Source organism: Acinetobacter sp. CIP-A165 (genome assembly GCF_000367985.1).
Classification (GTDB): Bacteria; Pseudomonadota; Gammaproteobacteria; order Pseudomonadales; family Moraxellaceae; genus Acinetobacter.
Genome location: NZ_KB849200.1, coordinates 303,130 through 325,118, shown reverse-complemented (window position 1 = coordinate 325,118; position 21,989 = coordinate 303,130). Strand labels below are relative to the sequence as shown.

Here is a 21,989-nt window from a genome sequence, read left to right as displayed (position 1 = left end):
TTTTGGTGATAGATTTTGAGTGTACTAAGTCATTCTGTTGACTCACCTTTTATACGATTAAATTGCAGTTTTTTGTGATTATGACTTGATTTTATAGGTCGAATCATCAAGAGTTAAAAACAAGAACAATACATAAGCTTGCACCATGACAATTTCCCAAAGAACGGTATCACCTCATCTCTTTTATACGATACTCACCCTGTCCTGCGGGTTCGTGAATATGACAAATGCCGCTGAAGCAACGATCCCGCCACAGCAACCAAGCAACAATACGCAAACATCGAATGGTAAAAATACTGAAAGCGTTTTGAACTATATTCCCAAGTGGGTTGATGCAACACCGACTATTCTTCCAGAGCAATCTAGTCAACCTGTTGTACCTCCCGTTTCAGAAACAGAGGAACGAACCTGGGTTGATCGCAAACAACGTGATATCAGAGAATGGGCCGATCGAACCTCAGTTAAAATTGATGATTGGTTTGGTGAGGTCGATCCAGAGAAGCCTGCTTCTGCAACCATTCGGTTGATGCTCGACAATTATTGGAATGAATATGATAACTATGAAGTAAAACCACGTATCCGCGGTAAAATCAAACTACCAACACTGGAAAAACGGCTCAGCTTGGTGTTTGGTGATGATTCACTCGATGATGAGTTTGATAATCATATTTCCAGCACCAACCAACAGCCAAACCAAGATCCTGATAAACGATTCGACTCTAAGCAAAGCCGTGATAACAATGGTTCTGTTGCTCTACGCTTCTCCGACCTCTCTAAGAAACTGCCTTTTGAAACCAATGCTGATATTGGTTTGCGTTCAGGCAGTGATATTTATCTTCGTTTAAGAGCGAAAAAAGATTGGCAATTAAATAACGATTTCAGCTTCAATGCTGAGCAAATTTATCGCTATGGCAGTAAAAGTGAAAACTATCTTCGTACTAATTTAGAACTTATTCACGCCCGTCCCAATCAAGCTTTTTTATCCAATCAGCTCAGCCTGACCTATGCTGATAAACAGGATGATGATTTACGCTGGGATAATCGAACCTTCCGTGAACATCAGTTTTTTGCGCACAATCGTTTTAATTATGGCATTTATACGGGTGGTTATTACAACGACAATGACTTGCGTTTGAATAGCTGGGGACCTTTTGTCTCATGGCGACAACCACTGTGGCGTGAATGGTTTTATGTGCAAGGTGATCTCAATTATTTTAATGATCATCGTGAAGACAGAGACCACTATGTCCGTACCTTTGTTCGTCTTGAGACCTTATTTTAGTTTTGATGGAATTATCAGCACAACTGTGGATAACTTTAATGTTATCCATAGACATAAAAAAACTCTGCCGAAGCAGAGTTTTTTAAGAAAAACGTTTATTTCAATAACAAGCTATTAATGCGTTTTACATACGCAGCAGGATCTTCAGGTAAACCACCTTCTGCAATCACAGCTTGATCAAAAATCACATTGGCAAGATCATCAAACTGCGCAGAGCTCTCTAATTTCTTCACTAAAGGATGCTCAGGGTTAATTTCCAGTGTCGGTTTAATCTCCGGCACCGCCTGACCTGCTTGTTTTAGCATACGAATTAGTTGTGGAGAAAGCTCACCTTCACTGGTCACCAAACATGCTGGAGAATCGACCAAACGTGTCGTGACACGTACTTCTTTAGTCTTGTCTTTTAACGATGTCGTTAAACGATCCACAACAGGTTTGAATTGTTCAGCTGCTTGTTCAAGTGCTTTTTTCTCATCAGCATCTTGTAGATCACCTAAGTCTACCGCACCTTTAGAAACGTTCTGTAATGGCGTACCATCAAACTCAAATACAAAGTTCATCGCCCATTCATCAACACGGTCTGCCATGAGCAAAACTTCAATGCCCTTTTTCTTGAACAATTCAAGTTGCGGCGAGTTTTTCGCTGCCATTAAGCTATCAGCCGTCACGTAATAGATGGCTTTCTGTCCCTCTTGCATACGTGCTTTATAATCAGCCAAAGATGTTGATATCTCGTCATTATTTGAAGTCGCATAACGTAATAACTTCAAGATACGATCACGATTTCCAGTATCTTCACCCAAACCTTCTTTCAGTACCGAACCAAATTCAGCATAGAACGTTTTGAACTTCTCTTGGTCTTTCTCATCTTCCGATTTCGCTAAACCATCGATCAAAGTCAGCACACGGCGCGCATTGCCTTCACGAATGGTTTTAACATCACGGCTTTCTTGCAATAATTCACGGCTGACGTTGAGTGGTAAATCAGCACTATCCACCACGCCTTGTACAAAACGTAAATAGTTTGGAATCAAATTATCCGCTTCATCCATGATGAAGACACGTTTGACGTAAAGCTTGATGCCAGCTTTGGCTTCACGGGTAAATAAATCCTGTTTGGCCTGACTCGGGATATAAAGCAACTGGGTATATTCAGTACTGCCTTCCACACGGTTATGTGCCCACGCCAACGGTTCAGCAAAATCATGGCTGAGGTTCTTATAGAACTCGATGTATTGCTCATCACTGATTTCACTCTTACTGCGTGTCCATAGCGCACTAGCAGAGTTAATCGCTTCCCACTCATCGCTCTTGACCATTTGACCGCCTTTCGGCTCTTCACCCTCGGCAACTTCTTCTTCCTGCCAGACTTCTTTTTGCATCTCAATTGGCAAGCTAATATGGTCAGAGTACTTATTGATGATTTGCTTAACTTTCCACGATTCTAAATACTCAAGTGCATCATCACGTAGGTGCAGGATAATATCGGTACCGCGTGTCGCTTTATCGATGCTTTGAACTTCAAACTCACCTGTACCACCACTGATCCAACGTACCCCATCAGCAGCCTCTGAACCTGCTCGACGAGATTCAACCGTAATCTTATCAGCAACAATAAAACCTGAATAAAAACCCACACCAAACTGACCAATCAACTGCGCATCAGATTTTTGATCGCCTGTCAGCTTAGACATGAAATCTTTGGTTCCCGATTTCGCAATCGTTCCCAAATTATCAATCGCTTCTTGTTGGCTTAAACCAATCCCATTATCAGAAATGGTCAGCGTTTTATGCTCTTTATCTAAAGTCACACGAACACGTAAGTTCGGATCATTTTCATAATATTCAGGATGATTGATTCCCTCAAAACGCAACTTATCACATGCATCAGAAGCATTTGAAATCAATTCGCGTAGGAAAATCTCAGGGTTCGAATAGAGAGAATGCGTCACTAAATGCAATAACTGAGCAACTTCAGCTTGGAAACTATAATTTTGTGATGCTTGTTCACTCATAAATCACTCCTTATCTGTGAGGCGTATTAAATTGGATTGATTTATGAATGGTGCATATCTTCGATTTTTCAATACCTCAATTTTAATTTTTTATCTGTTCATTCATTTCAATACGATCAATCTCAAAAATCAAACAAGTCCAACCTTTCGGTAAGACTTGTTTGAGGGATCAACTTAGAATTTATAACTATAGCCAAGGGTATATACCATCGGGTTGATATCCAAATCTGTCAACTTTGTGCCATTAAGCTTTACTTCTGGTTTTAATTGAGCATAACGGGCATCGAAGAAGACTCCCCAATTCTTTGCATCAGCAGGCTGAAAAGTAAAACCTAACTGACCCGCAAAGCCAAAATCCTCTTTCACTTTGATTTTTTCGCCTGATAACGGACCTACTGCTTTTTCATCCCAAGCAAGAAAAGCAGTACCGCCTACACCAATATAAGGCGTAAAAGCAGTTGAGTTTTTAAAGTTATATTTCGCCGTAATTGTTGGCGGTAAATGTTTAAGCTTGACCACTTTCGTTCCGTCTAAAGAAACATCATGTGATATCGGTGTTGCAAGCAATAATTCAGCAGAAAAAGGCGTATCTCCAAAGAAATACTCAACAGACGGTGTAAATGCAAACTCATAATCCGCTTTTAACGTACCCACGCCCGCAACTGTTGTTTCATCCGTTGGTGCAATAATACTTGCCCCCACTTTAACTTGAAAACCACCCGCAAAAACAGTTGAAGACATCCCCAATAAAGTAACAATTAATAATTTTTTAAACATTTAAATAACCTCTTTAATAAAAATCTAACCGTGCTATTAATAATAATCATGGGTTTTTATTTTATGCAATATGTATTAATTCCGACCAATTTGATTATATTTTTAAACAACTGATTAACAACAATATATATTTGTAAATATATGTAACAAACATCATTCCCAACTTAATTAATCGGATTAAATACATGAAAACCAAGTATTTTTGTATGGATTCGCACAACAAAAAAACAAATCCACCAAGCGATTTAAAAATCAAATAATGTAGTTTTATTTAAGAATGAAGCCTTGATAAAAACACAAGCAAAATCACATAAAAGACAAAAAATGTCACTTTATAACCAGATAATTAAATTAAAACCAAATTTTATAATCAACCATCGCATGATAATAAAAGCGATTCATTAGAAAACAAAAATATTATTTTAAGCATCGATCATCATTTTATTATTTCTTAATATTAAAAATGGCCCTAATTAGAGCCATTTTTGTATTAAAGTACCATCGCGGCGATCCAGCCGAAGACAATCAATGGAATATTAAAATGTATGAAGGTCGGTACAACCGTATCCCGCATATGGTCATGCTGCCCATCTAAATTCAAACCCGATGTTGGACCCAAAGTTGAGTCCGATGCAGGAGAACCCGCATCTCCTAATGCCGCAGCTGTACCAATCAGTGCAATCGTTGCCATTGGGCTAAAGCCAAATTGCAAACATAATGGGACATAAATAATCGCAAGAATCGGCACCGTTGAAAATGAAGAACCGATCCCTAAAGTAATCAATAACCCGACCAAAAGCATGACCAAAGCAGCGAGAGCTTTACTATCCCCAATCCAACCAGCAGTTGCTTTGACTAGATCAGGCACTTGATTAGTCGCCTCTATGACAGCAGCAAAACCTTGCGCAGCAATCATGGTAAATCCAACCAACGCCATCATCCGCATCCCACTGACGATAACATCATCTGCCTCTTTCCACTTAAAGATACCCGCACAACTTAATATGGCCACACCCACCAAGCCAGCAACAATCATCGAATCTGAATATAGCTGCACCGCAATGGTTGCAATAATCGCAAAGGCCGCCATCCATAAAGTAAAAGTGGCAATTTGAGGCGCTTGTTGCTGTTGCGCCATCTCTCCGACAATACTACGTGTCACGTTATGTAAGGGTTTATCTTCATAAACACGCGGCTTACGGTAACTAATAAATACAGCAACCAGTAGACCTAAAAACATTCCCCCAACAGGAATCATCATCGCACGGGGAATCTGATCATTGCTGATCTGCAAGCCGTAGCCTTGACCAAAATGATTGATGTTATGTGCAAGGATATCATTTAAGAAAATTGCCCCAAATCCCATTGGCAGGAACATATAGGTTGCAACCAAACCGAAGGTCAGCACACTCGCAATTGCTCTACGGTCTAAGTGCAAATGATTAAACACACTCAATAAAGGCGGAATTAAAACGGGAATAAATGCAATATGAACTGGAATGACATTTTGTGAGGCAATCGCAGCTAAGCCAACAGTGAGAAATATGAGAAATTTCACCTGTTTTTGAGCACGAATGTCGGTATCATTTTTAAGAATTTTAACGAGTTTATAGGCCAATAAATCAGGCAACCCAGAACGCGCCAAGGCCAAGGCAAATGCACCTAACACCCCATAGGCAAGTGCGATTTTCGCTCCGCCACCTAGACCATTATTAAATGCATCTAAAGTTCCTTGTAACCCCAAACCAGCCAGTAAACCGCCTGTCAAAGCACCAATCACTAAAGCAAAAACAACAGGAACTCGGCCCAAGGAAAGACCGAACATGACGGCAACCGCAGCAAGAATTGCAAACATAACTTTGAACTAAATGAAACGAGGTCGCCATTTTAGCAGAGTTTAAATTCTGCGATTGCCATCACGTGATTTTTATTTATGCATTTTTCACGATAAATTGACGAATATAATCCGCAATTTTTTCGGGTTGACTCAACACAGCCCAATGGTTCGCATCCAACTCAACATACTCAAAGTTCTCAACCCATTTCGGCATAGATTCCGTAATATATTCAGGGCTAACAAAAGCATCTCTTTTTAAGACAACTGCCTGTACAGGGCATTGAGCATAGCGTTGGCGCGGTTGAGTTAAAGACGGAATAAAATTAGCACGGTATAGATTAATTCCATATTTGCCATCTGCCACAATATTTGCATTCAAAGGTAAATCTTGTTTTTTCTCTAGACCACTTAACACCTTGCCCCATTTCTCAGGACTAAACAAAGTCCATACCGTTGGTGCAAGTAGAGGTAAATGGAATGCGCCGATGTACCAAGATTTAGTCAGCATTTTTAACACATGGCTCGGTGCTGATTTAAATTTTTCACGTAAATACAAAGATGCATGATCTAAGCAAGGCCCTGAAATCGTCGTATAAGACAATAAACGACCTTTTAATTTTGGTTCAGTCGCTGACTCCCACGATTGTAAAGAGCCCCAATCATGCGCTGCCATATGAAAATTACGATTCGGTAATACCTGATCAACAACTTCTTGTAAATCTAATGATAAGCGCGGTAAACGATAGTCTTTAATGCGTTTTGGAATCGAAGATAAGCCTGCACCACGTACATCATAGGTGACAACAAAATAATCATTCACCAGTTTTTCAATAATCGGTTCCCATACTTCTTGGTTGTCAGGATAGCCATGTACTAACACCAATGCTGGCTTTTTCTCATCACCCCATGTTTTTACACACAGCGTTTGCTGATCAGAGGTTGTTACAGTTTCTACTTGTACTTGCATAATTGTTTCCCATTTTGTTTTCAGACGGCTTGGTCGTTCAATCAGCCATTGCCAGCGATACTATAAAAATGATACTTATGCAGTATGAATTGAGTTGTAAGAAAAAAAATTGACCATGAAAAGCTTTTTCAAAAAAATTCGAACCATTCCTGTGGTTGCAAAATTTATGATCAACCACTACTCCCCGTATCGTGGTGCAGGAATTGCAATTGAGAGCATGGATCTGGATAATTACCACATTCGAGTCAAAATGCCGCTTACCAGAAAAAATCGTAATATTGTGGGTACGCATTTTGGTGGTAGTTTATATTCGATGGTTGATCCGTTTTATATGCTAATCCTGATGCACCACCTCGGGCATAAATATATCGTCTGGGATAAAAGCGCCACCATTAATTTTATTTCACCCGGTCGCAATACGGTTTATGCAGATATTAAACTGAGTGCCGTTGAAATTGCAGAAATTAAGCAATTGGCTGAAAATCATGAACCCGTGTTACGTCACTACACCTTAAATATCATCGATGATGCTGGCACACGCATTGCGGAAGTTGAAAAAGTTTTATACATCCGTCGTAAAAAGCCGAAAGCAACATCAAAATAAAAGCGCTTAAAAAATAAAAAATGCCTGCACTTTATCGCTTGCAGACATTCTTTTTCATAACATTTAAGGCTGTTGAAAGCTCTAAGAACTATTTCTTTTCTTGGATTGCTGCACCAGCCCCACCACCGATCGCGCCACCAATCGCAGCACCCGAGTCGCCGCCGAAGATCGCTTTACCGACAACCGAGCCAATACCTGCACCGACGGCACTACTGGTCGTGGTCTTGCTACTACCACCTTGGGTATTTGCACCAACACCAGCACCTGCTGCCGCACCGACACCAGCACCGAGACCACCACCAACATGATTACCTACACCACCGCCTACAGCACCACCTAATGCAGCCGCACCAATACGTTGATCAGATGCACTCATATTTTGACAGCCTGTAAACATAACCGTAGACAACATAGCAGCAGAAACTAAAGCAATTGTTTTTTTCATGACCGTATTCACTCCTTCTGTTCTTATAAAAAGCATAGTCTTCTTTTATGAGTATTTTGATCATATTGTGTTATCACACTGTCCTAATCGATTGAAATTTTGTAAAGCACCTTCCCCTATTCAGCAATCCATCTCGCTAGAACTGCATAGCCCTGAGCCAATCAAGAGCCGAATCGAGCATAAGTTTAGTGTTTTAAAAGCTGTTTGAAAATTTCTAAACATATCCATATCAGAACATGGCAGTTGTGCAAGGCGTATGACCTCCCGCGGTATTGATCCCATCATGCCATCTGGAAAGCTTACTATTGCAATGCCACCTAATTAAAAAAGCCCTTATCAATGATAAGGGCTTTTTTAATCTTAGGCTTTTGTTCTGTACTAAACTATACGACTAGTACTTACCCTTTTTTTCGCCATACGCAGCACCAGCACTACCACCTAGTGCACCACCTGTTGCCGCACCAGCTTCACCACCTAATACTGCACCACCTAGCCATGCACCTACGCCAGCACCTATCGCACTATTACGTGTATTCTTACTATTCGCACCTTTTGTATTCGCTGCAACACCAGCTCCAACAGCTGCACCAAGGCCCGCACCCAAATTACCACCTAGATTTTTACCTACAGCACCACCTGCACCACCGCCAATTGCTGCAGCACCGATACGTTTACTTTCTGGACTTGCGTGCTGACAACCTGCCAAGATTGTCGTTGACATAAGCACAACACCCGTAAGCATCATCATTTTTTTCATTGGAACTACTCCTCTCGTTCTATGCAATAAGATAGTCATGTTTCATGAAGTATCTATTCAGATCCGGTAATGAAACATTAACGCTCTGAGGTGTTTTTGTAAGGCTTTGCTCTCATTTCCTTCATAAACAAAGACACCCGAAGGTGTCTTTTTTGATTTAGCTAGAACTTAGAATTGATCAGAGTTCAACGCTTGGCTAAATGCTTGGTCAACTTCACTAAAGTCATTGTGAAGTTCTAATTCAGCAGCTTCAGCTTCTTGACGACGACGTTCTAAGTGATACGCAAGACCCGTACCCGCTGGGATCAAACGACCCACAACCACGTTTTCTTTCAAGCCACGTAAGTCATCTTCTTTACCTGTTACAGCCGCTTCAGTTAACACACGTGTTGTTTCCTGGAACGATGCAGCAGAAATAAATGAGTCAGTAGAAAGCGATGCTTTAGTAATACCCATTAATAAACGCTCAAACTTCGCAGAGAATTTATTCTGAGCAGACACCGCTTGGTTCTCTTGAACAACGCGAATGTAATCCACTTGCTCGCCTTTGATGAAGCTAGTATCACCACCCTCAGTAATATCAACTTTACGCAACATTTGACGTACGATAACTTCAATGTGCTTATCGTTGATTTTTACACCTTGGAGACGATATACATCTTGAACTTCGTTCACGATGTAGTTAGTCAATGCCACTTCACCTTTCAAACGCAAGATATCATGTGGATTCTGCGGGCCATCAGAAATGGTTTCACCACGATTGACATGTTCGCCTTCGAACACGTTAATGGTACGCCATTTCGGAATAAGCTCTTCGTAAATCTCAGAACCATCATCTGGTGTAATCACCAAACGGTTCTTACCTTTAGTCTCTTTACCAAAACTTACAACACCTGACACTTCAGCCAAGATTGCATGCTCTTTCGGTTTACGTGCTTCGAACAAATCAGCTACACGCGGTAGACCACCGGTAATATCACGTGTACGTGAAGTTTCTTGTGGTACACGACCAAGTACATCACCGACACCAATCGTTGCACCATCACGAACGGTTACGATCGTGTTTTGTGGTAAGAAGTAGAACTGTTCACCACCATCGGTTGTATCCAACACGATTGCAGGACGCAAATCTTTACCAGAAGCAGGACGTGCTGTAACTGGTAAGATTTCAACAGTGGTCATACCTGTTGCATCATCTGTTTTAGAGGTCGCAGTCACACCATCAGCGATTTGGCTGAAGCGTGCTTTACCCGCAACTTCTGTCACAAGTGGATGGGTATGTGGATCCCAAGTCGCAACGATACCACCCGCTTCTACAGACTCGCCATCTTTCAACAAGATGCTTGCACCGTAAGGAAGTTTATAGCGCTCACGCTCACGACCTAAGTCATCCGCAATACCAATTTCACCTGAACGTGAAACTGAAACCAAGTGACCTTTGTTGTGTTCAACTGTTTTCACATTGTGGAAACGTACAGTACCTTTATTACGGACTTGAACACTGTTTGCAGCAGATGTTCGGCTCGCAGCACCACCGACGTGGAAGGTACGCATCGTTAACTGTGTACCTGGTTCACCGATTGACTGTGCAGCCATTACACCAACAGACTCACCCGGGTTCACCAAGTGACCACGTGCAAGATCACGGCCATAACAACGTGCACATACACCGAAGGTAGATTCACATGCAATCACTGAACGTACTTTAACTTCATCGACACCCGCTTCTTCAAGCTGAGCAGCGATTTTCTCATCGATTAACGTACCACGTGGCAACACCACTTCATCATCAGACGCACGACGTACATCTTCAGCAGTTACACGACCCAATACGCGATCGCGTAATGGCTCAATCACGTCACCACCTTGAATGAATGGTGTCATCACTAAACCGCCAGCTGTACCACAATCAGGCTCAGTAATCACCAAATCTTGTGCTACATCGACTAGACGACGCGTTAAGTAACCAGAGTTTGCAGTTTTCAATGCAGTATCGGCCAAACCTTTACGTGCACCGTGTGTTGAAATGAAGTACTGAAGTACTGTCAAACCTTCACGGAAGTTTGCTTTAATCGGCGTTTCAATGATCGAACCATCTGGTTTCGCCATCAAACCACGCATACCAGCAAGCTGACGAATCTGCGCCGCACTACCACGGGCACCAGAGTCAGACATCATATAAATTGAGTTAAATGATTTCTGCTTCTCATCAACACCGTCACGGTTTTTAACCGTAACAAAAGACAAGTTATCCATCATTGCTTTCGCAACTTGGTCATTGGTACGTGCCCAAATATCGACAACCTTGTTGTAACGCTCACCCGCTGTTACGAAACCTTGCTCAAACTGTTGTTCGATTTCACGAACTTCTGTTTCAGCTTTATCGATAATCGTATACTTGGTTGGTGGAATCAACATGTCTTCCATACCGACTGATACACCTGAACGCGTCGCTTGACGGAAGCCCAAATACATCAATTGGTCAGCAAAGATAACGGTATCTTTCAAACCAAGTTTACGGTAACAAGAGTTAATCAACTTAGAGATGTTTTTCTTGGTCATTTCAAGGTTAATCGATTCAAAGCTTAAACCTTGTGGAACAACTTCCCACAATAAGCAACGACCAGGCGTGGTATCAACAATAATGGTTTGTTGTTCACGTTGACCATTTTCATCGATTACTGTTTGATGTACACGTACTTTTACGCGTGCATGAATCGCAACTTGACCAGTTGCCAACGCACGGTTTACTTCGTGTGTATCAGCAAACATCATGCCTTCACCTTTGGCATTTACCGCATCACGTGTGATGTAGTAAAGACCCAAGACAACGTCCTGAGAAGGAACGATAATCGGCTCGCCATTTGCAGGTGACAAGATGTTGTTGGTTGACATCATCAAGGCACGAGCTTCTAACTGTGCTTCAAGCGTCAATGGAACGTGTACCGCCATTTGGTCACCATCGAAGTCGGCGTTAAACGCAGCACATACGAGTGGGTGGAGACGGATTGCCTTACCTTCGATCAGAATAGGTTCAAATGCTTGAAGACCTAGACGGTGAAGTGTTGGCGCACGGTTCAACATCACTGGATGTTGACGAATTACAGATGCTAGAACGTCCCAAACTTCAGGTGTTTCACGCTCAACCATTTTCTTCGCAGCTTTAATGGTTGTAGCCTGACCTGATGCTTGTAATTTTGCGAAAATAAATGGCTTAAATAATTCAAGTGCCATTTTCTTCGGAAGACCACATTGGTGAAGACGTAAAGTAGGACCAACAGTAATAACCGAACGACCAGAATAGTCAACACGCTTACCAAGCAAGTTCTGACGGAAACGACCTTGCTTACCTTTGATCATATCAGCCAAAGATTTCAATGGACGTTTGTTCGAACCTGTAATAGCACGACCACGACGACCGTTGTCTAACAACGCATCGACAGACTCTTGCAACATACGTTTTTCGTTACGCACGATAATGTCTGGTGCTGATAGGTCAAGTAGACGCTTCAAACGGTTGTTACGGTTAATCACACGACGATAAAGATCATTCAAGTCAGACGTCGCAAAACGACCACCTTCAAGTGGTACAAGTGGACGAAGATCTGGTGGAAGTACTGGAAGTACTGTCAACACCATCCATTCTGGCTTGTTGTTTGAATCTTTGAAAGCTTCCATCAATTTCAAACGCTTAGACGCTTTTTTAAGTTTCGTCTCAGACGTTGTTTGAGGGATTTCTTCACGCAAACGCGCAATTTCAGCTTCAAGATCGATATCTTTCAATAGATCTTGGATTGCTTCAGCACCCATTTTTGCAGTGAATTCATCGCCATGTTCTTCAAGCGCATTGAAGTATTCTTCGTCTGTTAAAAGTTGATACTTTTCAAACGGAGTCATGCCTGGATCTGTAACGACATATGATTCGAAATACAAGACGCGTTCGATGTCACGTAATGTCATATCAAGTAACAAACCGATACGGCTTGGCAATGATTTTAAGAACCAAATATGCGCAACTGGCGAAGCAAGATCAATGTGACCCATGCGCTCACGACGTACTTTAGCAGTCGTAACCTCGACGCCACATTTTTCACAAATGACGCCTTTGTATTTCATACGCTTGTATTTGCCACACAAGCATTCGTAATCTTTAACTGGACCAAAGATTTTGGCACAGAACAAACCGTCACGTTCAGGTTTAAAAGTACGGTAATTAATGGTTTCTGGTTTTTTTACTTCACCGTGAGACCATGACTTAATCATTTCTGGTGACGCAAGACCAATACGGATACGGTCAAATTCAACAGGTGCATGACCTTCTGAATCCGTTTTCTTACGCATGATATCGAGCAAGTCTTTCAATTTTTTTCTCCGTGTGTCAGGGAGCTAAGCTCGCCCGACTGGGTCACAAATATTGTTTTTTAACTGAATAATCCTCCCTCAGTCCCTCTTTTTTCTAAGGAGGGAAGCTCCTACCCTTTCAAGTGGGAACTCCCCCTTTCGTCAAGGGGGCTCGGGGGATTAATGGCTAATTAGTCACCATTTTTCAGTTCAATGTTGATACCTAAAGAACGGATCTCTTTGGTCAATACGTTGAACGATTCAGGCATACCCGGATCCATATAATGGTTACCATCTACAATATTCTTATAGATGCGAGTACGACCTTCGACGTCATCCGATTTCACAGTGAGCATTTCTTGGAGTGTATATGCTGCACCATATGCTTCAAGTGCCCAGACTTCCATCTCACCAAAACGCTGACCACCGAATTGTGCTTTACCACCAAGCGGCTGCTGTGTCACAAGCGAGTAAGAACCAGTTGAACGCGCGTGCATTTTGTCATCAACCAAGTGGTTCAATTTGAGCATATACATGTAACCAACAGTTACAGGACGGTCAAACTGTTCACCTGTACGGCCATCAAACAAAGTCTGTTGACCAGAACGCGGCAATTCAGCAAGTTCAAGTAATTCTTTAATTTGGCTTTCTTCAGCACCATCAAACACTGGTGTTGCCAAAGGAACACCTGCACGTAAGTTACCTGCAAGCTTCAACACTTCTTCATCAGTTAAGCTATCAAGATCTTCTTGCTCGCCACCAACTTTGTTGTAAATCTTATCAAGGAACAAACGAAGTTCAGCAACGGTACGTTGTTGTTGCAGCATCTTATCGATCTGCTCACCCAAACCTTTTGCCGCCAAGCCCAAATGGGTTTCAAGAATCTGACCCACGTTCATACGCGACGGTACACCCAATGGGTTCAATACGATGTCAACAGGTACACCATTGGCATCATGTGGCATATCTTCAACAGGTAAGATGTTAGAGACAACACCCTTGTTCCCGTGACGACCCGCCATCTTATCACCCGGTTGGATACGACGTTTCACTGCAAGGTAAACCTTAACAACTTTTAATACACCCGTTGTTAATTCATCACCTGTAGAGAGTTTGCGTTTCTTCTCAGCAAATTTCTCATCAATCTCGATACTCTTCTCTTTCAAGAATACCTGAATTTGAGTTAAACGTTCAGCGATTGCTTCATCTGTTGGTTGGATTTCTAACAAATCAACCAGCTCTAAACCAGACAACATATCTTCTGCAAGTTTATCGCCGCGCTTCGTTGTACCGCCACCATTAGACTCTTTACCTTTCAACAAGCGAACAATACGTTCACGTGCTGCTTCTTCAAAGATTTTGTATTCTTCTTTCAAATCTTTACGGTAAGCATCAAGCTGTGCTTTTTCAATCGCTTGTGCACGATCATCTTTTTCCAAACCATCACGCGTGAAGACTTGAACATCGATCACTGTACCTTTGGTACCAGATGGAACGCGTAAAGATGAATCTTTTACATCAGCTGCTTTTTCGCCAAAGATAGCACGAAGTAATTTTTCTTCAGGTGTTAACTGTGTTTCACCTTTAGGTGTTACTTTACCAACAAGGATGTCACCTGCTGTAACTTCAGCACCGATATAAACAATACCAGACTCATCCAACTTAGAAAGCGCTGCTTCACCAACGTTAGGAATATCGGCAGTGATTTCTTCTGCACCTAACTTGGTATCACGTGCGACACATGACAACTCTTGGATATGAATCGAAGTTAAACGGTCTTCTTGAAGCACACGCTCTGAAAGTAAGATCGAGTCTTCGTAGTTATAACCGTTCCATGTCATGAACGCGACGCGCATGTTTTGACCAAGCGCAAGCTCACCCATATCCGTCGATGGACCATCAGCCAAGATATCACCACGCGCAACTTTGTCGCCCATGTTTACGATAACATTTTGGTTGATACAGGTGTTTTGGTTCGAACGGGTATATTTGATCAGGTTGTAGATATCTACACCTGCTTCACCAGCAATCATTTCATCTTCGTTTACACGAATAACAATACGTGAGGCATCAACATACTCAATCGCACCACCACGGTTTGCGATCACACACACACCAGAGTCACGCGCTACGTTTGCTTCCATACCCGTACCAACAAGCGGCTTGTCAGCACGTAACGTTGGAACTGCCTGACGCTGCATGTTTGAACCCATCAATGCACGGTTCGCATCATCGTGTTCAAGGAACGGAATCAATGACGCTGCAACAGAAACAACCTGCTGTGCAGATACATCCATATGAGTGACACGCTCAGGTGACATACGAACGAAATCACCCTGATGACGTACAGAAACCATTTCTTCAGTCAAAGTACCTTCTTTATCAATTGCTGAATCGGCCTGTGCAATAACAGTACCTACTTCTTCAATCGCAGATAAATACTCAACCGCATCAGTAACACGACCATCTACAACTTTACGGTAAGGTGTTTCTAAGAAACCAAAGTTGTTCGTTTTTGCATAAACAGAAAGCGAGTTGATCAAACCAATGTTTGGACCTTCAGGCGTTTCAATTGGACAAACACGACCATAATGCGTTTGATGTACGTCACGAACCTCAAAGCCCGCACGTTCACGTGTCAAACCACCAGGCCCAAGCGCTGATACACGACGTTTGTGTGTAATTTCAGATAATGGGTTGTTTTGATCCATGAACTGAGACAATTGGCTTGAACCAAAGAATTCTTTAATCGCAGCAGCAACTGGTTTTGCGTTAATCAAATCCTGTGGAGACAGGTTATCCGCTTCAGCTTGGCTTAAACGCTCTTTAACAGCACGCTCAACACGTACTAAACCAACACGGAATTGGTTTTCTGTCATTTCACCAACAGAACGTACGCGACGGTTACCCAAGTGGTCGATATCGTCGACTTCACCTTTACCGTTACGGATTTCAACCAATGTACGAAGTACATCAATGATATCGTCGTGCGATAAAATACCTTCAACTTCACGAGACTTTTGATCAGTACCGACTTCGTATGGACGACCCAAGCGACGGTTAAACTTCATACGACCAACAGGCGACAAGTCATAACGCTCAGAAGAGAAGAATAAGTTATTAAATAAATTATCTGCAGCTTCTTTCGTCGGTGGCTCACCTGGACGCATTACTTTGTAGATTTCAACGAGTGCTTCTTCACGCCCCGTTGTAGTATCTGCACGTAAGGTGTCAGCAATAAAAGAACCACGGTCGATATCGTTAGTAAATAGGATGTTAAATTGCTTAACACCGCCTTCAGCTAACTTCACCATCACTTCATGGCTTAACAAGGTATTTGCAGCAATCACCTCACCATCTTTTAATGGGATATCTTCAGCGGTGATACGCTCATACAAGTATTCATCAGGTACAGAAAGCTTGGCTAAGTTAGCCGCTTCCATTTGACGTACGTGACGCGCATTAATACGTTTACCTTGCTCTACAATCACTTTACCGTCATTGTCAGCAATATCAAACTGCGCCATTTCTCCACGCAAGCGATCTGGAATGAGGTCAATTTGATAGCTACCCATATCAAGATATACAGGTACTTTTTCGTAGAACAAATTCAAAATTTGCGCATTGCTATAATTTAAAGCACGTAAAATCACAGTCGCCAACAATTTACGACGACGGTCAATACGTACAAACACAAGATCTTTTGCGTCAAATTCAAAGTCTAACCATGAACCACGGTAAGGGATAATACGTGCTGAATACAACACTTTACCACTTGAGTGAGTTTTACCCTTGTCATGGTCAAAGAACACACCTGGCGAACGGTGTAACTGAGATACGATCACACGCTCAGTACCATTGATAACGAAAGTACCGTTATCGGTCATGAGTGGCATTTCACCCATGTACACTTCTTGCTCACGAACGTCTTTAATTGATTTCGTTTCACGATCTTTAATGATCAAACGAATTTTTACGCGCATTGGTGCTGCATAAGTCGAACCACGTAAAATACATTCACGCACGTCAAACTCAGGCTTACCAAGACTATACTCAACAAATTCTAAAGCAGCATTGCCAGAATAACTTTCAATAGGAAAAACTGAACGAAATGCGGCTTGGAGACCGATATCTTCGCGGTTCTTTGGAGTTTTGCCACCTTGTAAAAACGTACGGTACGAATCGACTTGAATCGAAAGTAAGTACGGTGCTTCCATCACTTGGGGCAATTTACCAAAATTCTTACGGATCCGTTTCTTTTCGGTATATGAGTATGCCATCTGGAGTCCTCGGGAAGTAAACTAAGCCCGCCTGCAGAACGGGCCTAGAAGGATTACGCAGGCCGATATGGCCACCACTGTTTACAAATGCTGCAATTTTTAGTGGTATTAAAACGCTTAACAATATTTTTATAAGCAAAAAACATTGTTAAGCGTTTGATATTAGTCTTTTTATTGCAAAAACCCGCATATTATATGCGAAACTAACAAAAAACGAGCCGATTATTGTAACGCAAAAAGGCTGATGACCCAAGAGCCATCAGCCATTTTTTGGAGCCGATTATCAAAAAAACCGACTCCCTACAGTATTACTTAAGTGTAACTGTAGCGCCAGCAGCTTCAAGCTTAGTCTTAAGCTCTTCGCCTTCTTCTTTAGAAACGCCTTCTTTAAGAACAGCTGGAGCGCCTTCAACAAGATCTTTCGCTTCTTTAAGACCAAGACCAGTCGCTTCACGTACTGCTTTAATTACTGCAACTTTGTTCGCGCCGAAAGAAGTCAACTCAACGTTGAATTCAGTTTGCTCTTCAGCAACAGCAGCAGCAGGACCAGCAGCTACAGCTACAGCAGCAGCAGATACGTTGAATTTTTCTTCGAAAGCAGAAATAAGTTCAACAAGCTCAAGAACAGTTTTTTCAGCAACTGCGTTTAGGATTTCTTCGTTTGTTAAAGCCATGAGAGTAACTCCAAATGGGTATTGAATGGTGTGAAAGTAGATTTAAACTTAAGCAGCTTCTGACTCGTTTTTCTCTTGAAGCGCTGTAAGTAAGCGACCCAATTTCGAAATAGGAGCTTGAAGAACAGAGGCAAGCATAGTAAGCGCTTTTTCTTGGTTCGGAAGATTTGCGATAACGCTAATGTCTGCACCTTGATAAACTTTGCCATCAAATGCGGCAGCCTTTAATTCAAATGCTTTATTAGTTTTAGCAAATTCTTCGAACAAGCGTGCAGCTGCACCCATATCGTCTTCAGAAGTTGAGAATGCTAAGATTGTTGGACCAACAAGGTCGTCATTCAAGATAGCGAATGGCGTATCTTGAAGAGCACGTTTAGCCAAAGTATTACGTACAACACGTGTAGCAACACCTAACTTACGAGCTTCAACACGGAGAGCAGTTAATTGCTCAACCGTTAAACCTTGGTAGTCAGCAACAACGGCAGCGAACGCTGTAGAAGCAATTTCACTTACTTCAGCAACGATCTGTTTTTTGTCTTCGATAAGAAGAGCCATTGTAAAACCTCCTAACGGTGATTTATGTACTCAAATGAGTACACTCCCAATTCGCAAGTCTTATTCAGACTTACACGCGGAGGAGGAATAAATCACACCACCGCGTCTACTCAGACTGGATTTTTAAGAAGAATATTCGAAAATATTCCTCGCCTGAGGTCTTTGACGCTGATAAATATTTATTTATCAATTCAAAGTTTGCCTAAGTTTGCAAGTAGTCCGAAACCGGTTTCTCTTGCGCAATATTTGAAGCAGTGCTTCAAATATTACTCAGGGCTTTAAAATTCTTTTCTAAATTATTTAGAAATATTGCTTACGTCAACGATCAAACCAGGACCCATAGTAGAGCTCAAAGTGATCTTTTTAACGTATACGCCTTTAGATGTTGCAGGTTTTAACTTTTTCAAGTCTGCAATCAAAGCTTCAACGTTTTGACGTACAGCTTCTTCGCTAAAGCCAAGTTGACCGATCGCAGCGTGGATAATACCCGCTTTGTCGACACGGTAACGTGCTTGACCAGATTTAGCGTTTTTAACTGCATTCGCAACATCAGGAGTCACTGTACCCACTTTAGGGTTTGGCATTAAGCCACGTGGACCAAGAATCGTACCAAGCTTACCTACAACACGCATAGCGTCAGGTGCAGCAATGACAACATCAAAGTCAAGATTACCTTTCTGAATGCTTTCAGCTAAGTCTTCAAAACCAACGATATCAGCGCCTTCAGCTTTAGCTGCTTCAGCAGCAGCACCTTGTGCAAACACTGCAACACGTACAGTTTTACCAGTACCCGCAGGTAAAGTTGTCGCACCACGAACCACTTGATCAGATTTACGTGGATCAACCCCAAGGTTTACCGCTACATCTAGAGATTCTTTGAACTTAGCAGCTGGAAGGCTGTTGAGAACTTGTACTGCTTCTTCCAAAGTGTAAACTTTGTTTGCTTCTACAGCAGCAGCAATGGCTTTTTGACGTTTAGTTAACTTTGCCATGTCTTATAGCTCCACTTCCAAGCCCATAGAACGTGCAGAACCAGCGATGGTACGAACACGAGCGTCTAAATCAGCACCAGTTAAATCTGGTTCTTTAGTAGTCGCGATTTCTTCTAGTTGAGCACGAGTCAACTTACCCACTTTAGTTTTGTTAGGTACAGCTGAACCCTTTTGAATACCAGCAGCTTTCTTAAGAAGAATAGATGCAGGTGGAGTTTTCATGATGAAAGTGAACGACTTGTCGTTGTACACAGTAATCACGACAGGAATCGGCAAACCAACTTCAAGTTTTTGTGTAGCAGCATTGAATTCTTTACAGAATGCCATGATGTTTACACCACGTTGACCCAAAGCAGGACCAATTGGTGGAGATGGATTTGCTTTACCAGCTGGGACTTGCAGCTTGATATAGCCGTCAATCTTCTTAGCCATTAAAAATTACCTCTGGGTACAAACGCCGTTAGGCTCCCCAAAAATCAAGTAACGCCAAAGCATTACAACAACAATGCCCGACAAAATCGGGCGCTTTCCAACCAACTCAAATTAAATCGTTTTTTCGACTTGGCGAAACTCGAGTTCAACCTGAGTAGGTCGATTAAATACATTAATCGTCAACGTTAAACGTGACTTCTCGTATTGTACTTCCTCCACGACCCCTTTAAAGTCAGTGAACGGACCATCAATAACGAGTAATTCTTCACCTGGTTCAAACATCGTCTTAGGACGAGGTGCTTCACCAAGATTACGTACACGAGCAAGAATTGCATCTGCTTCACGCTGTGTGATTGGTGCTGGTTTTTCTGGTGTTCCACCAATAAAACCAAGAACCTTTGGACACTCTTTTACGATGTGCCAAGTATCATCATTCATTTCCATTTCGACTAACACATAGCCAGGAAAGAATTTACGTTCAGACTTGCGCTTCTTTCCGTCCTTCATTTCCACTACTTCTTCAGTAGGAACAAGGACTTCACCAAAGCTATCAGCTACTGTGCTACGTTGAATTCGTTCATTAAGTGAACGCATTACTTGTTTTTCAAAACCTGAATAGGCATGAATAATATACCAACGTTTCATTGCGCTCTTACCCGATAATTAACTTAATAAACCAGCCTAACCCGTAATCGAAACACCACAATACAATTGCTGTTACAATTACAACCAAAAGCACTTGCCACGAGGTCGTGATCGTCTCTTGTTTTGTCGGCCAAGCCACTCGACGTAGTTCTATTCGCGCATCTTGCAATAAACGCACAAAGCCCTTACCTTGATGGGTGGCGTATAATAAACCTAAAGCGACGACGATACAAGCCAAAATTACCCCGATGCGCACCCAAATATCATTTGCGGGTGCCCAATGGGCTGGCAAATACTGATTTACCATTGCTGAACCAATCAATAAAGCTAGAGCAATCAACCATAAGACGATATCTAATGGAGAGCCCGAGCGCACAACTTCTGCAGCATTATTTCTTTGGGGAATTGGCGCGTCGCTTAATGCGTCACGCGATTTATCATTCGACATTTTTTTACTCGTCGTAGAATTCGCGACTTATTATATGACAACTTAGCCAGAATCAAGCTTTTTTATTTAAAAAAAGTGGCAGGTCAGGAGGGACTCGAACCCCCAACATTCGGTTTTGGAGACCGACGCTCTACCAATTGAACTACTGACCTATTATGCAAATCGAAAGCCGAAGCTTCCGATTTGAATCGCATATCGTATTATGCAGTTACTTTCGCAACAACACCAGCACCTACAGTACGACCACCTTCACGAATCGCAAAACGTAGACCTGGGTCCATTGCGATTGGGTGAATTAATTCTACTGACATTTCAACGTTGTCACCTGGCATAACCATTTCAACGCCGTCTTGTAATTGGATTGCGCCAGTTACGTCAGTTGTACGGAAGTAGAACTGTGGACGGTAACCATTTAAGAATGGAGTATGACGACCACCTTCTTCTTTAGAAAGTACATATACTTCTGCGTCGAATTTAGTGTGCGGCTTGATTGTACCTGGCTTAGCAAGTACTTGACCACGTTGTACGTCTTCACGCTTAGTACCACGAAGAAGAACACCACAGTTCTCGCCAGCACGACCTTCGTCGAGCAATTTACGGAACATTTCAACGCCAGTTACAGTCGTCACAACAGTGTCACGAATACCAACGATTTCAACTGATTCGCCAACTTTAACGATACCAGATTCTACACGGCCAGTTACAACTGTACCACGACCAGAAATCGAGAATACATCTTCGATTGGCATTAGGAATGCTTTATCGATTGCACGCTCTGGCTCTGGAATATAAGAGTCAAGTGCAGCAACTAAGTCGATTACAGCTTGTTCGCCATAAGGACCATCGTTACCGTTTAATGCTTGAAGCGCTGAACCACGGATGATTGGAGTGTCATCACCTGGGAAGTCATAAGTAGAAAGAAGTTCACGAACTTCCAT

The 21,989-nt window shown here is 42.2% G+C and carries 17 protein-coding genes and 1 tRNA gene; 2 read left to right on the top strand and 16 right to left on the bottom strand.

Going from position 1 to position 21,989, the window contains the following annotated elements:
- The first annotated feature begins 145 nt into the window (after window positions 1-145).
- A complete protein-coding gene (locus F991_RS01425) occupies window positions 146-1,282 on the top strand; it encodes a hypothetical protein (protein WP_034595327.1) in 1,137 nt (378 codons plus the stop codon).
- A 95-nt stretch (window positions 1,283-1,377) separates the two neighbouring features.
- On the opposite strand, the gene htpG is transcribed toward F991_RS01425, so the two are convergent.
- The 4 genes from htpG to F991_RS01405 form a co-directional block, all read right to left on the bottom strand.
- Window positions 1,378-3,297, bottom strand: a complete 1,920-nt coding sequence (gene htpG, locus F991_RS01420; protein ID WP_004668282.1) for a molecular chaperone HtpG — start codon at window positions 3,295-3,297, stop codon at window positions 1,378-1,380.
- Between the two features lie 174 nt (window positions 3,298-3,471).
- Window positions 3,472-4,074: an OmpW/AlkL family protein gene (locus tag F991_RS01415; protein WP_004668281.1), complete on the bottom strand. Its 603-nt coding sequence runs from the start codon at window positions 4,072-4,074 to the stop codon at window positions 3,472-3,474.
- A gap of 490 nt (window positions 4,075-4,564) precedes the next feature.
- Window positions 4,565-5,929 (bottom strand): Na+/H+ antiporter family protein, encoded by a 1,365-nt coding sequence (locus tag F991_RS01410; RefSeq protein WP_004668280.1) that lies wholly within the window; start codon window positions 5,927-5,929, stop codon window positions 4,565-4,567.
- A 76-nt stretch (window positions 5,930-6,005) separates the two neighbouring features.
- On the bottom strand, window positions 6,006-6,878 hold the full coding sequence (locus F991_RS01405; protein ID WP_004668279.1) for an alpha/beta fold hydrolase: 873 nt from the start codon (window positions 6,876-6,878) through the stop codon (window positions 6,006-6,008).
- Window positions 6,879-6,993: 115 nt separating this feature from the next.
- Between F991_RS01405 and F991_RS01400 the strand changes: the two genes are divergently transcribed.
- A complete protein-coding gene (locus F991_RS01400; protein WP_004668278.1) occupies window positions 6,994-7,482 on the top strand; it encodes a DUF4442 domain-containing protein in 489 nt (162 codons plus the stop codon).
- A gap of 88 nt (window positions 7,483-7,570) precedes the next feature.
- Here the strand turns inward: F991_RS01400 and F991_RS01395 are convergent, their stop codons facing one another.
- The 12 genes from F991_RS01395 to F991_RS01340 all read right to left on the bottom strand — a co-directional run.
- Entirely contained in the window at window positions 7,571-7,927 is a 357-nt protein-coding gene (locus F991_RS01395; RefSeq protein ID WP_004668277.1) for a YMGG-like glycine zipper-containing protein, read from the bottom strand.
- Between the two features lie 391 nt (window positions 7,928-8,318).
- Window positions 8,319-8,684 carry a hypothetical protein gene (locus F991_RS01390; protein WP_004668275.1) on the bottom strand — a complete coding sequence of 122 codons (366 nt, stop codon included), beginning with the start codon at window positions 8,682-8,684 and terminating at the stop codon, window positions 8,319-8,321.
- 168 nt (window positions 8,685-8,852) lie between these two features.
- A complete protein-coding gene (gene rpoC, locus F991_RS01385) occupies window positions 8,853-13,046 on the bottom strand; it encodes a DNA-directed RNA polymerase subunit beta' (RefSeq protein WP_004668274.1) in 4,194 nt (1,397 codons plus the stop codon).
- A 170-nt stretch (window positions 13,047-13,216) separates the two neighbouring features.
- Window positions 13,217-17,305, bottom strand: a complete 4,089-nt coding sequence (gene rpoB, locus F991_RS01380) for a DNA-directed RNA polymerase subunit beta (RefSeq protein WP_004668270.1) — start codon at window positions 17,303-17,305, stop codon at window positions 13,217-13,219.
- Window positions 17,306-17,613: 308 nt separating this feature from the next.
- Window positions 17,614-17,979 carry a 50S ribosomal protein L7/L12 gene (rplL, locus tag F991_RS01375; protein ID WP_004668267.1) on the bottom strand — a complete coding sequence of 122 codons (366 nt, stop codon included), beginning with the start codon at window positions 17,977-17,979 and terminating at the stop codon, window positions 17,614-17,616.
- Between the two features lie 48 nt (window positions 17,980-18,027).
- A complete protein-coding gene (rplJ, locus tag F991_RS01370; protein WP_004668265.1) occupies window positions 18,028-18,534 on the bottom strand; it encodes a 50S ribosomal protein L10 in 507 nt (168 codons plus the stop codon).
- Between the two features lie 296 nt (window positions 18,535-18,830).
- On the bottom strand, window positions 18,831-19,526 hold the full coding sequence (gene rplA / locus F991_RS01365; RefSeq protein WP_004668264.1) for a 50S ribosomal protein L1: 696 nt from the start codon (window positions 19,524-19,526) through the stop codon (window positions 18,831-18,833).
- 3 nt (window positions 19,527-19,529) lie between these two features.
- Window positions 19,530-19,958, bottom strand: coding sequence for a 50S ribosomal protein L11 (rplK, locus tag F991_RS01360; RefSeq protein ID WP_004668262.1), 429 nt, complete (start codon window positions 19,956-19,958; stop codon window positions 19,530-19,532).
- 111 nt (window positions 19,959-20,069) lie between these two features.
- Window positions 20,070-20,603, bottom strand: a complete 534-nt coding sequence (gene nusG / locus F991_RS01355; RefSeq protein ID WP_004668261.1) for a transcription termination/antitermination protein NusG — start codon at window positions 20,601-20,603, stop codon at window positions 20,070-20,072.
- Window positions 20,604-20,610: 7 nt separating this feature from the next.
- Window positions 20,611-21,051 (bottom strand): preprotein translocase subunit SecE, encoded by a 441-nt coding sequence (gene secE / locus F991_RS01350; protein WP_004668260.1) that lies wholly within the window; start codon window positions 21,049-21,051, stop codon window positions 20,611-20,613.
- 76 nt (window positions 21,052-21,127) lie between these two features.
- Window positions 21,128-21,203, bottom strand: a tRNA-Trp gene (locus F991_RS01345).
- A 48-nt stretch (window positions 21,204-21,251) separates the two neighbouring features.
- Window positions 21,252-21,989, bottom strand: a 738-nt coding sequence (locus F991_RS01340; protein ID WP_004668259.1) for an EF-Tu C-terminal domain-related protein, incomplete at its 5' end; no start/stop codon positions are given.